Below are 14,831 nucleotides of genomic sequence, written 5' to 3'. Positions count from 1 at the left end.
CATTTTTCTTAAGCTGGAGTTACTTGCTTTACGTTTTCAGCAACTAGCTCTTCCACTTCAGACTTGAAAGACTGAGCGATTGCAGTGAACTTGTTGCTGTCATCGATTAGCTGCTGAGAAAGCTTAGTCAGCGTTTCTAGCTGCTGACTGTTGTAAGCAGCGAATGACTGAACGTCTTTTACTTCGCTAACAGCCTTAAGCTGAGAAAGACCTAGCTCGCTGTAAGCGCGAACAGCAGCAAGCTGAAGCTCAGTTAGCTCTTCAACGTTCTTGGTAAAGACTTTGTTGAACTTAACGTATGGCGCTAGAGATTTTTCAGTCTGCTCAGAGAAAGATTTAAACATTTCCGTATACATAGCAATTTTCCTTCATTAAAAGAATGGTTAAGTACCTGTGCCATGATGAATACAGGTACTGGTTAGCTTTACAGTTGAATTAGACGCTCTTCAGTACAATCGCTGTACCCATACCACCACCAACACACAACGTGGCTAAGCCATGTTCAGTGCCGCGGCGGCGCATTTCGTGAAGAAGGCTGACAATAATACGGTTACCTGAAGCACCTAGAGGGTGTCCCAATGCAATCGCACCACCATTAACATTGGAACGCTCGGCCAAGTCTTCTACTTGAGACCCTAGCTCGTCGGCCAATTCGTGTAATACACCCAGAGCCTGACCCGCAAAAGCTTCATTGAATTCGAACAAACCAACATCAGCAATGTTTAGCTCTGCTTTATCAAGTGCTTTAATCACAGCAGGTACAGGACCGAGTCCCATAACCTCTGGGGCAATGCCTGCTTGAGCATAGCTTTCAATTTCAGCTAACGGTGTTAGGCCATATTTTTCGACGGCGGCTTCTGAGGCAACAATAATCGCACTAGCACCGTCGTTGATGCCTGACGCATTACCCGCTGTTACAGAACCACCCTCTTTCTTGAATGCCGGGCGTAGTTTCGCCAAGCCTTCAATACTTGCGTCCGCCTTTGGATACTCATCGGTATCTACAACGCTGGTTTTTCTGCGAATAGTCACTTCAACAGGGGCAATTTCACCGGCGAACTTGCCTTGCTCAATCGCGGCAACCGCTTTTTGCTGGCTTGCCAAGGCAAAGTTGTCTTGTTGCTCACGGGTAAGGCCCACTTTGGCAACAACATTTTCAGCTGTTACACCCATGTGGTACTTATTGAACACATCCGTCAGACCATCAGAAATAAGTAGATCGTCAAGGCTTAGAGAGCCCATTTTCTGACCATCACGAATTGTAGCGGGTGCGCAGAATGGGATCTGGGACATATTCTCTGCACCGGCAGCAACGACAAGTTCAGCATCACCGGCCTTGATATGAGCAGCAGCATCCATAACCGCTTTCATACCCGAGCCACAGACCATGTTTAAGCTGTAAGCTGGTACTTCCTGAGGAACACCGGCATAGATAGCTGCCTGACGGCCAGGGCCCATACCTTGTCCAGCACCAACTACATTACCTAGAATAACTTCATCAAGATTAGCAGGGTCTACGTTTGCCTCTTCCAACGCCGCTTTAATTGCCACTGCGGCAAGTTGAGGAGCAGGCACTGATTTCAGCGCACCATTGAAACTACCGATAGGCGTACGTTTAGCCGCAACGATATATACTTTTGCCATGATTTTTTGCGTCCTTTCGAAATTCAGAAATTAAACCATTAGTGCATGTACAAGCCGCCGTTCACAGACAGTGTTTCGCCTGTGATGTAGGCAGCAGCATCGCTCGCCAAGAAAGTCACCGCAGCTGCAACTTCAGCTGGCGCAGCAAGGCGCTTCATTGGGATTTCAGCTTTAATGCTATCAAGTACTTCTGGCTTAATGGCTTCTACCATTGGGGTACCGGTGTAACCCGGGGCAATGGCGTTAACCGTCACACCTGAGCGTGCACCTTCAGCAGCAAGTGCTTTGGTGAAGCCGATCATCCCTGCCTTAGCAGCAGAGTAGTTCGCCTGTCCGAACTGACCTTTAAGACCGTTTACTGAGGAAATATTGATTACACGTGAGTTACCGTGCTCACACATTGAAGCAAATAGCGGCTGAGTCACGTTAAACAAACTGTTCAAGTTTGTTGTGATCACATCACTCCACTGCTCTTTAGACATGCGCTTGAACGTTGTATCGCGTGTGATACCGGCATTATTGACAAGCACATCAATGTTACCTTCCTCTTGCAACAATGTTGCCAGAGCTTCTGCGCAATAATCAGCATCCGTAACATCCAGCGGGAACAAACGAACCTGCCTTTCCGAATAATTATTCTCTTTAAACCATTCTTTAGCCTTGGCTTCACCGCTTGGGAAATATGTGGCAATCACACGAAAACCCGCATCCACTAATCCTTTAGTGATCGCTGAACCAATACCACCTTTTGCACCAGTTACTAATGCTTTTTTACTCATTACAGAAGACTCCATTCCATCTTTATGATGACTTACTACCCTTAAATACAGATACTTACAATTATCCTATCAATAAAGGGCACTAACCAACGTAGGCTGTTTATTCAGCCTTATTTTTAATCTTGTTGCATCCTAGCGAGTGAAAAAGACACTCAGGTGACTATTACATTGCACGAATATTATAAGAACACAGTCACATAGCAATATCAACACGGAGTATCAATGGTCGTACCAATATTCCTGCATAGAATCACACTAAACTGCAAAACCTAAATCTACCTATAAATGTGTCACTAATGTTAACTTTTGATAGCATAATAAGTGCCAGGTTTTATATAAGCGAAAACAATGATATAGAATGAGGGAATAGCTAAACTTTGACTTTAGCTTGTGCAAGATTGCACTGTAAAAGTGCATCAATAGTCACTGAAAAACACCATTAGACCGATCAGAATAATGAGGAAAAAGGCCAATTTATCACCAACTGAACCTTGGTAATGAACTTAAGCCATCTCTATCAGTCTTATTTTTCATATTTGACTGTTTCATTTAAGGAAAATAACTCCCCATGTTGACAACGACTTTTCAACGCCTTCAATCACACCTGAATACCCAGGTCATCGGTCAACCAAATCTTGTTAAACAGTTAATGATCGCCCTACTTGCTGACGGCCATATTTTAGTTGAAGGGCCTCCTGGGCTGGCAAAAACACGAGCCGTAAAAGTGCTCTCTGATAGTATTGAGGGAAACTTCCACCGCATTCAATTTACGCCTGATCTCTTACCTGCCGATTTAACAGGCACTGATATTTTCCGTCCCGAAACGGGGGATTTCACTTTCCAGCCAGGCCCCATATTCAATGCCTTGTTGCTCGCCGATGAGATCAACCGGGCACCAGCCAAAGTGCAAGCCGCGATGCTAGAAGCAATGGCTGAAAAGCAGATCACTGCCGGTCGCAAGACCTACCAACTCCCGGCGTTATTTTTGGTCATGGCGACCCAGAACCCGATAGAGCAAGAAGGTACCTACCCCCTTCCCGAAGCACAGCTGGACCGTTTTTTGCTACAGCTGAATGTGGAGTATCCAGACGAAAGTAGCGAGTTGGCAATCCTGCGGCTCAACAGAGGAGAGGCTTTGGGGCACACTCCTGAGGAGTCGGTACAGATCAGCCAGGAAGAAATTTTTTCTGCCCGTAGAGAAGTGCTCAATATCCATATGGCAGAAGAAGTTGAGCAATACATTATCCGCTTAATCATGGCGACCAGGCATCCTCACCGTTACAGTGAACAACTTGCCAACTGGCTACAAATGGGGGTCAGCCCACGAGCCACACTTGCACTTGACCGCTGTGCCCGCGCTCATGCATGGTTAAGCGGTAGAGATTTTGTCACTCCCGAAGACGTCCAGTTAATGGCTTACCCGGTTATGCGCCACCGCTTGCTCCTTAGCTATGAGGCGCAGGCTGAAGCAGTGGCACCAGACACCATCATCGAGCAATTAATTACTCAGGTTGCCTGCGCATGACTTCACAGGACTTAACTCCAACACTTCCTGCCCATAGTGATGGTGTTAACCTCTGTCTGGCTGAGCTTCTGCAATACAAAAACCAGTCAGTACGATGGCTACCACCAGCCCAAAGTGTTTGGTCACAGCTTAATGGCCAGCACCAAAGCCGCCAAAAAGGGCGCGGCATGAACTTTGCCGAAGTGCGCCCTTATCAAGCTGGCGATGATATCCGCGCCATTGACTGGCGCGTCACTGCACGTACCGGGAAAACTCACACGAAACTATTCACCGAAGAGCGCGAGCAACCGGTGATGTTACTGATCGATGTCAGTCCAAGTATGAAATTCGGTACGCAGTTATTGCTAAAATCCGTTCAAGCAGCCCACTTTTCCAGCTTGCTAAGTTGGCTTGCAGTCAGTGAGCAAGACCGAATCGGAGCCATTGTGTTTAACGGCAACCGTCTGTACGAATGCAAACCAACAGCTCGTCAACAAGGACCGTTAACAGTAATCAACGCCATGATCGCCGCCCATCAAGAATGTGGGAGTGGAGAAAATGAGAATGACGACTTCAATGGTAAACGTTTGAACTTCTCCGATGCCTTGAAGCACCTTCACCACCTTTGCCCTAAGGGCAGTGAGATTGTCGTACTCAGTGATTTCTACCAATTGCAAGATAAAGACAAACGGCGCTTAAGCCAACTGCGCCAACACAATCGGCTTCAGTTCGTTCAGCTCTATGACCCATTGGAGTTTGGACATACATCATTCAATGGTGTTGAATTTGTCACCGATGATCACCAAGCTACTTGGCTGGACTTTTCCGCCCAAAGCACCCGTGACAGCCTAAGCACGCAGTATCAGCAGCATCAGCAATTCATTCAGGAAATGTGCAAAAGCCTAGCAATTCCTTTGCACCACTTGTCTGCCGCCCGAACGTTGATGGAGCAATTGGGCCATTGCGGTTTCAACTCATATAAAGGAGGGGAAAATGGCTGAAGCAACAACTCTACCGACGCTTCCCCTTGCAGATATCCACCTGCCTAACGCTCCGGGGATTTGGCCTCTGGCGTGGGGATGGTGGGTAGCTATCTTACTCATTTGTATTGCGATGGCATATTTGGTGATGGCGTTCAAGAAACAACGACGTTACAGCCTTGCTAGACGTGAAGCCTTGCAGCATTTGACATTTTTAAAATCCCCGGAGGATTTCAGCAAAGTTAACTTGCTATTGCGTCAGGTGGCTATGTCATACCACTCGCGAGAGTACGTAGCAGGTTTAACCGGCCAGTCTTGGCTTGCGTTCCTCGATCAACACCTTGAGCCAAAAGACCAAGGCTTTATCCGTTTGTCAGAGACTTGGCAGCAAGGGTTATTCTCCCCAGCTCCGTTAGAAAAAGAACAATTTGTTATGTGTTACCAACAAGCCCAGAAATGGATCCGCAAGGCCAAGTTCCATACCATGCCGGAAGTATCCAAGGAGTCTGGTAATGTTTGAATTTACTTGGCTCTGGGCTTTCGTGCTAATCCCTTTACCCGTTGCCGTTTATTACTTCAGTAAACCCAAAACTCAGCCTTCGGCTATCAGACTGCCCAAGTTACCCAATGGGCTCGGGCAAAAAGCCAGAATCAGCCGATGGTTAGTGATCGTCATGGCAACGGCATGGCTAGCTTTAATTGGTGCGCTTTCACGCCCGGTCTGGTATGGCGATCCGATCGAGATCAACCCTGATCACCGGGATATGATGCTCGCTGTCGATTTATCAGGATCGATGTCTATCAAAGACATGATCACCGAAGACGGGCAAGCCATTGATCGCCTAACGGCCGTTAAAGATGTGCTGCATCAGTTCATCGGCAAGCGCAGTGGCGACCGCCTCGGTCTGGTGTTGTTTGCCAACCACGCGTACCTGCAAACCCCATTGACCTTTGACCGAGATACCGTCCAGCAGCAGCTAGACCGCACGGTATTAGGGCTTATTGGCCAAAGTACCGCTATCGGTGAGGGGCTGGGTATTGCGACCAAGACCTTCATTGATAGTGAGGCACCACAGCGGGTGATTGTCCTGCTGAGTGACGGAGCCAATACCGCTGGTGTCATTGAGCCTTTGGAAGCGGCTGAACTCGCAGCTCGCAGTAATGTGACAATTTACACGGTCGGCGTCGGTGCTGAAGAGATGGAGCAGCGCACCTTCTTTTCTACTCGAACGGTTAACCCTTCCCACGATCTCGATGAAAGGATGCTAACCCACATTGCGGAAATGACCGGAGGGCAATACTTCCGCGCCCGAAACCCGCAAGAGTTAGAACAAATTTATCAGATGATTGACCAACTAGAGCCTATCAATACTGCCCAGCAAACTTGGCGGCCTCGTCAGGAGCTGTTCCGGTTCCCGTTGGCCCTATCGCTGTTATTGTCAGTCGTTATTGTTGTTATGAGAAAGCGTAATGGTTAGTTTTACTTTTCTATATCCTTATTGGCTAATCGCTCTGCTCCCATTGCTAATGATCTTGCCGTGGTTAGCCAAAAAGAAGCCAAAACAAGGGCTTATTGCACCACATTTGGCCGAAAAGCTTGGGCTATCGACTAAAGCGCAATCTCGGGCGATCTTACCAGCCCTCGGTATCCTGTGGACTCTCGCCGTTATTGCGATTGCAGGCCCAAGTTGGCAAAAATCGCCAATTCCTGCATTTAGCCTATCTGGAGCTCGAGTCTTGGTCATGGACATGTCCCGCTCTATGTATGCCGATGACATTGTACCAAACCGTCTAAGCCAAGCCCGCTTCAAAGCGCTTGATCTCCTGCCCGGTTGGAAAGAGGGCAGCACAGGTTTAGTCACTTATGCAGCAGATGGCTATATTGTCAGCCCTTTAACAAAAGACAGCTCCACGCTAGCAAGCCTTATTCCCCACCTCTCCCCAGAGATCATGCCAATACAGGGCAGTAATGCTGCGGCAGGTATCCGGGAAGCCATCCTCCTACTTAAGCAAGCTGGCCACCAGCAAGGTGATATCATATTGATCACGGATGGTCTCAGCCCTAAGGAGAGCCGAGATAGCAAAAAACTTCTGGATGATAATCAGTACCGACTTTCTATTTTGGGGGTTGGGACAACTGATGGCGCCCCAATTCGTTTGCCAGACGGCACACTGCTGACCAATAGCAATGGCAAAACAGTGATCGATAAACTGGAAGTCGCGTCTCTACGTGAGTTAGCACGCTTAACCGGTGGTATTTTCCTACTTTCCCAACCCACCAACTTTGATATCGACGCACTAATCAAAGCAACAGAGAAACCAGTGAGCAATAACAATAGCGATGCAAGCAAAGAGCTCGAAGAACGGATCAATGGTGGGTTCTGGCTGTTAATTCCTATTGCCCTGCTTGCACTGCTCGGCTTTCGTCGTGGTGTAATTATCGCTGCGGTATTGATGGTTACCCCTGTTGATCATGCATTCGCCGCATCCTTGACTTCGCCGTTTACCAATCGTGACGGCTTGGGTTATGAATTATTCGAGCAGGATAAATTTGCTGAAGCCGCAGAGCAATTTTCTTCGCCACAATGGCGTGGTGCCGCGCAATATAGAGCAGGCGATTTTGAAGGGGCGATAGAAACTCTCTCGCCGCTCTCTGATCAACAATCCCAATACAACCTTGCCAATGCCTATGCGCAAAAGGGGGATTTAGACCAAGCCGAAGCTCTGTATCAATCGATTCTGGATAAGAACCCTGATCATCAAGATGCTAAGAAAAACCTGTCGTTAGTCCAAGCCCTACAACAACAGCAAGAGAAGCAACAACAAGGAAACCAGCAGCAGGAACAGAATCAGCAACAAGATGGCCAGCAACAAAACCATCAGCAATCAGAGCAGGGTCAAAACCAATCTCAGGGGCAACAGCAGTCCCAAGATAATTCCCCTCAGGATCGCCAGTCACAACAACATCGCCAAGAGCAGCCGCAAGGCCAACAACAAGGTCAGGCAGGAGGGAATGCTGATTCTCAACAAGGCCAAGATCAAAATCAACCAGATGGTTCGCAGCATCAGAGCCAACAAACTCAAGGTGAACCACAAAATGGCCAGCAGCAGAGCGAGCAGCAATCTGGGCAAGCTCAGAGTCAATCCAATGATGACCAGAATAATGAGATGAACCAACAACAGGCTCAATCTTCTGGAGTGCAACAACAATCAGGCGAAGAGTCCTCAGCACAAGCATCACAAGCTGGGGACACTCATGAAGAACAAAACGGCAACAGCGCCAATACTGTAACAGACTCACAAGGCCAAGAGACGCCAAACAGCGTGACAGCCAGTGACCCAGTTCTGAAAAAATTAGAACAGGTGCCTAATGATACCAGTGCCTTGATCCGCGCTCAGCTCATCTTACAGGCTCGAGAAAAGCAAGCACCTGAAGCAACAGAAAACTCTTGGTAAATATATGATTACATTAAATATGTTTAACTTTAAAGGTACATTTTATATGGCCACTCACTGGCTGAAATGGCTATTTCTTGGATGGCTACTGTCATTCTCAATGTCATCCTATGCCGCACAAGCCGTCGCAACCGTTTCCAAAAATATCGTCGGTGTTAATGAAGTATTTCAATTGACAATTAGCGTCGACGATAACGTCAACACCAATGCACTTGATCTCAGTGTGCTGGACGATGATTTCAATTACGGCTCCCCATCGGTAAGCAGTGGAACAAGCTTTGTTAACGGCGTCGTGACCCGCCAAACCGAATGGAAAATTGCTGTTGCTGCAAAAGAAATCGGGGAGTTTACTATCCCGAGCTTTCGTGTCGGCGCCAGCCAGACCGATCCTATTACCATGACGGTCATGAAGTCTGCGAATAAAACGGCAACGAGTTCATCCAAGCCTGAAATTCGAATAGATGCGGAAAGTAATAAAGATCATCTCTATGTCGGCGAAAGTATTCGCTATACCGTGAGAATCCGTATTGGCGAGCAAATGAGCCAGGCAGCACTGCAAGCACCTTCCGGTGATGGCCTGAATGTAAAGCAACTGGGCGAAGATCGTCAGGTCGAAACCGTACTCAATGGTCGTCGCTACCTAATCATTACCCGTGACTACCAGATCACTGCCAACAAGGCCGGGGATATCCTGCTACGCGGTGCAAAATTTACCGGTAACCTTATCAAAGGCAACCGCGGGTTTGGCTCTACCCTTCAAATCCCTTTTGAGCAGCAGGCCGACGACTTAACTTTATCTGTACAAGCAAAGCCAGCTGACTATCAAGGCTTGTGGCTTCCTACTGAAGCGCTTGAATTAGAGCAACAATGGCAGCCTGATGTGAAAGAAATAAAAGTCGGCGAGCCCGTCAGCCGCACTATCACTTTACGCATCAAAAATGCCGAACAAAGTTCCCTACCCAACCTCAACCTGCAGTATCCGGATTCCGTGCGTGTTTATGATGAGACTCCTATTTACGGTAGCGACAATGACTTCACATTCATGACCATCAAGCAGGTGATCATTCCCCGCCAGGCTGGTGAAATCACGCTGCCAGCATTATCAATCAACTGGTGGAATACGGCCAGTTCACGGCAAGAAACCAGTAATATCGATGGTCTGACACTTACTGTCCTGCCAGGAGACCCAAGTACACAGGCTTACCTACCGCCACAAGCATTGCAACTGGACAATGCAGAACAGGTTCCGGGCAATGTTCAGACGGAAATAATCCATGACAGAGGATGGTGGCCGTGGCTAAGCCTGTGTCTCGGCCTATTGTGGGTGGCCACAGTGCTACTCTGGCTCACTGAAAAAAACAAGAGTAAACAGCGTACGCAAAAAAGTGACTCAAAATATCATGAATCATTACTAACACCTGTAGATGGCATGATTAAGTCTCTGGAGCAAAATCAGCCGGTTCAACTACAGAGCTATTTCCACCAGTGGTCAAGGCAGAACCCGAACCATCCACGGTTCAAAGAGCTAGATACGGCAATACAAAACATCATGAAGAGTCATTACAGCAAAAACAAGCACCAGGTTAGCGAACAGATACAGCGCAAAACACTGGAAATTATGCAAGACCTGAATAAAAACACCGTGAACATTGTAAAGAATAAGTCAAGCGCACTTGAGCCCATAACCCCAGACTAGCCGCTCTCTACCGCCCGCAAAGCCCACTGCACAGTGGGCTTTTTAACATTCCACACAGCCTAATCCTTGCATTTCTTAACAACCACCCTCTAGCAAGCCAATATAATTAACACCCTCACCATAAGCAGAAATACGTTGTTAAATATTAGTGAACCAAAAGTTTCTTTAATCGACTATGGAAATGTGCCAAAATTCCTGTTACAAAATGTGTCGCAAGCAAAATTTAATGCTTAGCGATAAAACTATAAAATATGCAGGATGTATTATGAACCAAACACAACCCTTTCTAGCCCGAGTCGCGAACGGTAGCCTCGTCGTACAAATACTTTTTGGTATTGTCGCCGGTATTATCCTCGCAGTGGTATCACCCGCTTCAGCGGTTAAAGTCGGCTTTCTTGGCGGCCTGTTCGTCAGTGCCCTGAAGGCCGTAGCACCAATCTTGGTTTTCATTCTAGTGGCTTCTTCTATCGCCAATCAGAAGAAAGGCGCACACACAAACATGAAACCAATCATTGTGTTGTACCTCTTCGGTACCTTGATGGCAGCACTGACCGCCGTAACCATGAGTTTCCTTTTCCCAACCACTTTAACTCTGGTAACCGGTGCAACGGGTGCAACCCCACCAGAAGGTATTACCGAAGTACTAAATACTTTGCTATTCAAGATTGTTGATAACCCAGTCAACGCTCTTATGTCAGGCAACTTTATTGGTATTTTGGCATGGGCTATTGCCCTTGGTTTTGCCCTCCACCAAGCCAGCGATGCTACCAAGCAAGTTTTCCATGATGTGTCTAACGGCATTACACTGATTGTCCGCTTTGTCATTCGCCTTGCACCAATCGGTATTTTTGGCCTGGTTGCCAATACCTTTGCAGAAACAGGTTTTGATGCTCTGTTTGGTTATGGCCACCTACTAGCGGTACTACTGGGCTCAATGGCAGTCATTGCGTTTGTGGTTAACCCAATCATTGTATTTGTAAAAACCAAAGAAAACCCGTATCCACTGGTACTTCGCTGTATCCGCGAAAGTGGTATTACGGCTTTCTTCACCCGAAGTTCTGCAGCAAACATCCCTGTGAACATGCAGCTATGTAAAGATTTGGACTTGCATGAAGATACTTACTCAGTGTCTATTCCTCTGGGTGCGACCATCAACATGGCGGGTGCCGCGATCACTATTACAGTATTAACACTGGCTGCGGTACACACCATGGGCATCGAAGTTGATGTTGCCACTGCCGTGCTATTGAGTGTTGTTGCTGCTGTGTCTGCATGTGGTGCATCGGGTGTAGCTGGCGGTTCATTACTGCTGATCCCTCTCGCATGTAGCTTATTCGGTATTCCAAACGAAGTTGCTATGCAGGTTGTCGCTGTTGGCTTCATCATCGGTGTAATTCAAGACTCTGCTGAAACGGCCTTGAACAGCTCAACTGACGTTATCTTCACCGCCGCTGCCTGTAAGGCTGCAGAAGCCAAGCTTGAAGGCGCTAATGCCAAAGCGGTTTAAACCAACGGACTGCTCGAACCATTAATCATGCAACAAAAAATCCAGCATCTTCCGATGCTGGATTTTTGTATTAATCACAATGACTAACGAAAGAATATGTTATTTAGTCATTTCAAAACCCGGAACAAAGACTTCAACACGACGGTTTCGCGCTCGTCCTTCCTCGGTATCATTGTTTGCCACCGGCTCTAGCTCACCTCGGCCTTGGGCAACAATACGAGTTTCATCAATACCGAAGTGATTGCCGACATACCCAGCAACAACGGCCGCACGATCTTCAGATAACTTCTGGTTATACTCCAGAGAGCCGCGACTATCTGTGTGCCCAACAACATAAAGCTGGGTATCCGGGTATTTAACCAGCTGTTGCGCAACAGGTTGTAACATCTCAATATCACGCTGAGTCAACTTGTCACTGTCAAAGGCAAACGGCAGCACAGCGCCAACAGCTTCAACTTTAACCACTTCTGGTACTGGCTCTGGCATTGGTTCAGGCTCGGGCTCGATGACAGGCACGGGTGCTGGTGCCCCCCAATGATAAACCAAGCTCAAGCCGTAAAAATGAATATCGCTTTCTCCAGGAGAGTCAGTTTTACCTACCTGGTTATAATACTGATATTCAGCTCGAGCAGATAAATCACGGTTAAAGAAGTACTCAAGACCCACCCCAGCCGTACCTGCTAAGTTCGTATTGTCATCATTAACTACACCGTTATCGGCATCTCCGACAAATCCCCCCAACTTAGCGTAAATATCAAATGAATTTGACACTTGATAGGTAAACTTACCCAACAGGTCAAGCCCTTGCACTTCGAAACCATCATCAGCGTAGTCCGCCTGCCCCAAATAGGTATAGCCGCCTTCCAACGCAAACCAAGAATTGAAGTTATAACCTACAAATATACCACCACCCCAATCATCCTTGTCGGCATTCTGACCTTTGATAACCCCATCAAGGTTATCGTAAGTCGTACCACCAACACGCGCACCCACATACCATGGATTATCGGTGGCAGCATGCACAGCACCAGATATCAACAGAGCAACCGGAAGTATCTTGAAGACTTTATACATAACTAACTGTCCTTATTTATAATTTGCCACTACCCAATTAGGTGTAGAACAAAGAACAGTTTTTTTACAAATTTATACCTGAAAATTAGTACTTTTTTGTCTAGCCACAAGCAAAAAACACCAAGCCGATATCATGGGATATTTAGTTAATACTTTGCATTCCTTTACCAATTATCCTAATGTCCTTATTCTTTTTCGGTTTTCAATGTGATCTAGGCACAGTAAAATCGTGTAACTCAGACATTGTATGGTAACGACGCGCATTTATATGAAAGATAAAGCTCTCCCGCATAATCATCGCTCCTCTCTCTCAGTTGGTATTATTGGCGGTGGTATAGCAGGCTCTACCATTGCGCTGCGTTTGGCTGAACTGGGTATCAACGTCGAGATTTTTGAAGAAGGTATCAGCTTGGTCAATGGCCCGCCCATTTGCCATCTCCACGCAGGCGGAAACCTATACCGTGAAATCTCAGATGAGCAATGTATCACTCTGCTCCAGCAGTCCATCGACTCGCTGAAGGTGTTTCCGCATACCGTGAATGTGCGCCCGACGGTCATTGCCGTGCCTAAACCAGACAAAGGCGATCCGGTGAATCTCATTCCCCGTCTGAGCAAACTCCAGTCTTTTTATCGTCAGTCAGTTGAACAGGATCCGACCAACCAGGTCATTGGTCATCCAGACGGCTATTTTAAGCTCTACGAGCAAAACGATTTGGAACGGCTTTCGCAGCAATCGATGCCAACGCATCCGGAGTCATTTGATGACTGGATGATTCCCGTAGCCAAAAACCTCGATCTCAACCAATTCAAATACCCTTTAGCTCTGGTACAAGAGTATGGCTGGAGTGTATTCCGTTTAGCCGCAACCGCCAACCTTGCCCTGGACAAACTGCCAACCTGCCAAATTCATACCCAAAGCAAAGTGACACATGTATCCCAGCAGACCGACTTAGGATGGCAAATCGAATATCAGCAATACGATAGTGGCTGCCAAGATTATGTAACGCACCGACTCGAAGTTGACTATTTAATTAACGCCTGTGGTTTTCAAACCGGCCTAATTGATGATATGGCCAGGCAGCAGCGAAGCCGACTTGTCGAATTCAAAGCCGCCTATGTAACACAGTGGCCAGATAACCAGGGCTGCTGGCCTGAAGTGATCTTCCACGGTGAGCGAGGAACCCCAGATGGTATGGCGCAACTGACTCCATACCCCGATGGCTACTTTCAGCTTCACGGTATGACCGAAGACATTACCCTGTTCAAACAGGGGCTGGCAAAAAGTACCGCCACCAGCGCTCAGCCCAAACTAGCTGACGGGTTTATTCGTAAAATAAAGTCTGGTTGGGATAATCAGGAAATCCATACCCGCTCGGAGCGAGCCATAAGACACATGTCCCGCTTTGTACCCAATTACAAAACGGCCGTTGTAGGTGGAAAGCCCCTTTTTGGAGCCCAGCAAATCCCTGGTGACGACGTTACCCTACGGGCTGCAGATGTTTCCTTCGCCGGCAAACGCTATGCACGTACCGAGATTGTAAAAGCCTCTTCGGCATTGTCTGCAGCAAACAGTATCGTTGAGCAGCTACACGCTGAAGGGTTATTTCAAGCACAGGTTGACGGAATGAACATTGCTCAGGCCTTTCCTGTGACGCGGTCACTTTCAGTCAAAGATATCGAAGCCTACGCTATCTCATTGGCACACCAACGCGGCTACCCTGAGGCGCTGGCTAAAACCCTTTCGTATGATCTGAAAAAATAACTCGGCCTGTTTTTCTATCACTTAGCGAAGGGCATCCATGCCCCTCGCTAAACAAACACCTCAATTATCGCTGTAAAACACCGCAAGCCAAATTGTTTCCTGCTCAGGGTCGGTCCAAGAGACCCTGTGGCGCTGGTGTGCTGGAATAGTGATATGATCACCTGCAGTCATAGAGATCTCTCGCATCCCCTCTTCAAATAGGATTCTTGCGCTTCCCTTCACGACCATGACCCACTCCCCCTCATCTTGATCGTACCAGTCTCCTTCTGGTGTAGCATGACCTCGAGAGACTATACGCTCAATCCTCATGGTGCTTGTCTTGAGAATGTCTTGAAACAGCTCCTCTGGCAAAGAGGCCGGTATCGCATCAAACAGGTTATCCATACAAACTCCTAAAGAAAAGGCGAGCCTTAGCTCGCCTGATTCATT

13 protein-coding genes are annotated in these 14,831 nt (G+C 47.5%); 8 read left to right on the top strand and 5 right to left on the bottom strand.

Annotated features, from left to right (window positions below):
- Positions 1–8: 8 nt before the first annotated feature.
- The 3 genes from C9J03_RS00420 to C9J03_RS00410 all read right to left on the bottom strand — a co-directional run bounded on the left by C9J03_RS00420 (position 9) and on the right by C9J03_RS00410 (position 2,423).
- Positions 9–356 carry a phasin family protein gene (locus tag C9J03_RS00420; protein WP_044620913.1) on the bottom strand — a complete coding sequence of 116 codons (348 nt, stop codon included), beginning with the start codon at positions 354–356 and terminating at the stop codon, positions 9–11.
- Positions 357–435: 79 nt separating this feature from the next.
- The gene (locus tag C9J03_RS00415; protein ID WP_044620912.1) at positions 436–1,644 is read right to left on the bottom strand and encodes an acetyl-CoA C-acetyltransferase; all 1,209 of its coding nucleotides are present in this window, start codon (positions 1,642–1,644) and stop codon (positions 436–438) included.
- Between the two features lie 38 nt (positions 1,645–1,682).
- Positions 1,683–2,423 (bottom strand): SDR family oxidoreductase, encoded by a 741-nt coding sequence (locus C9J03_RS00410; RefSeq protein ID WP_044620911.1) that lies wholly within the window; start codon positions 2,421–2,423, stop codon positions 1,683–1,685.
- A 568-nt stretch (positions 2,424–2,991) separates the two neighbouring features.
- On the opposite strand from C9J03_RS00410, the gene C9J03_RS00405 reads away from it, so the two are divergent.
- The 7 genes from C9J03_RS00405 (at position 2,992) to sstT (ending at position 11,566) form a co-directional block, all read left to right on the top strand.
- Positions 2,992–3,948, top strand: coding sequence for an AAA family ATPase (locus C9J03_RS00405; protein ID WP_044620910.1), 957 nt, complete (start codon positions 2,992–2,994; stop codon positions 3,946–3,948).
- Positions 3,945–4,928, top strand: a complete 984-nt coding sequence (locus C9J03_RS00400; RefSeq protein ID WP_044620909.1) for a DUF58 domain-containing protein — start codon at positions 3,945–3,947, stop codon at positions 4,926–4,928. The genes C9J03_RS00405 and C9J03_RS00400 overlap by 4 nt, the downstream gene beginning before the upstream one ends.
- Entirely contained in the window at positions 4,921–5,427 is a 507-nt protein-coding gene (locus C9J03_RS00395) for a DUF4381 domain-containing protein (RefSeq protein ID WP_039460824.1), read from the top strand. The genes C9J03_RS00400 and C9J03_RS00395 overlap by 8 nt, the downstream gene beginning before the upstream one ends.
- On the top strand, positions 5,420–6,385 hold the full coding sequence (locus C9J03_RS00390; RefSeq protein WP_044620908.1) for a vWA domain-containing protein: 966 nt from the start codon (positions 5,420–5,422) through the stop codon (positions 6,383–6,385). The genes C9J03_RS00395 and C9J03_RS00390 overlap by 8 nt, the downstream gene beginning before the upstream one ends.
- Positions 6,378–8,363 (top strand): vWA domain-containing protein, encoded by a 1,986-nt coding sequence (locus C9J03_RS00385; RefSeq protein ID WP_044620907.1) that lies wholly within the window; start codon positions 6,378–6,380, stop codon positions 8,361–8,363. The genes C9J03_RS00390 and C9J03_RS00385 overlap by 8 nt, the downstream gene beginning before the upstream one ends.
- 46 nt (positions 8,364–8,409) lie before the next feature.
- Complete coding sequence (locus C9J03_RS00380) at positions 8,410–10,059, top strand: BatD family protein (RefSeq protein WP_044621864.1); 1,650 nt, start codon at positions 8,410–8,412, stop codon at positions 10,057–10,059.
- 265 nt (positions 10,060–10,324) lie between these two features.
- Entirely contained in the window at positions 10,325–11,566 is a 1,242-nt protein-coding gene (gene sstT / locus C9J03_RS00375; RefSeq protein WP_044620906.1) for a serine/threonine transporter SstT, read from the top strand.
- A 99-nt stretch (positions 11,567–11,665) separates the two neighbouring features.
- On the opposite strand, the gene C9J03_RS00370 is transcribed toward sstT, so the two are convergent.
- A complete protein-coding gene (locus C9J03_RS00370; RefSeq protein WP_039460819.1) occupies positions 11,666–12,640 on the bottom strand; it encodes an outer membrane beta-barrel protein in 975 nt (324 codons plus the stop codon).
- 268 nt (positions 12,641–12,908) lie between these two features.
- Between C9J03_RS00370 and C9J03_RS00365 the strand changes: the two genes are divergently transcribed.
- A complete protein-coding gene (locus C9J03_RS00365) occupies positions 12,909–14,402 on the top strand; it encodes an FAD-dependent oxidoreductase (protein ID WP_044620905.1) in 1,494 nt (497 codons plus the stop codon).
- Positions 14,403–14,462: 60 nt separating this feature from the next.
- Here the strand turns inward: C9J03_RS00365 and C9J03_RS00360 are convergent, their stop codons facing one another.
- Positions 14,463–14,786 carry a cupin domain-containing protein gene (locus C9J03_RS00360; protein WP_044620904.1) on the bottom strand — a complete coding sequence of 108 codons (324 nt, stop codon included), beginning with the start codon at positions 14,784–14,786 and terminating at the stop codon, positions 14,463–14,465.
- Positions 14,787–14,831: the final 45 nt, after the last annotated feature.

Source organism: Photobacterium gaetbulicola, from assembly GCF_003025515.1.
Lineage (GTDB): Bacteria > Pseudomonadota > Gammaproteobacteria > Enterobacterales > Vibrionaceae > Photobacterium > Photobacterium gaetbulicola.
The sequence above is the reverse complement of the archived record's forward strand: the minus strand, read 5'-3'. Positions and strand labels throughout refer to the sequence as shown.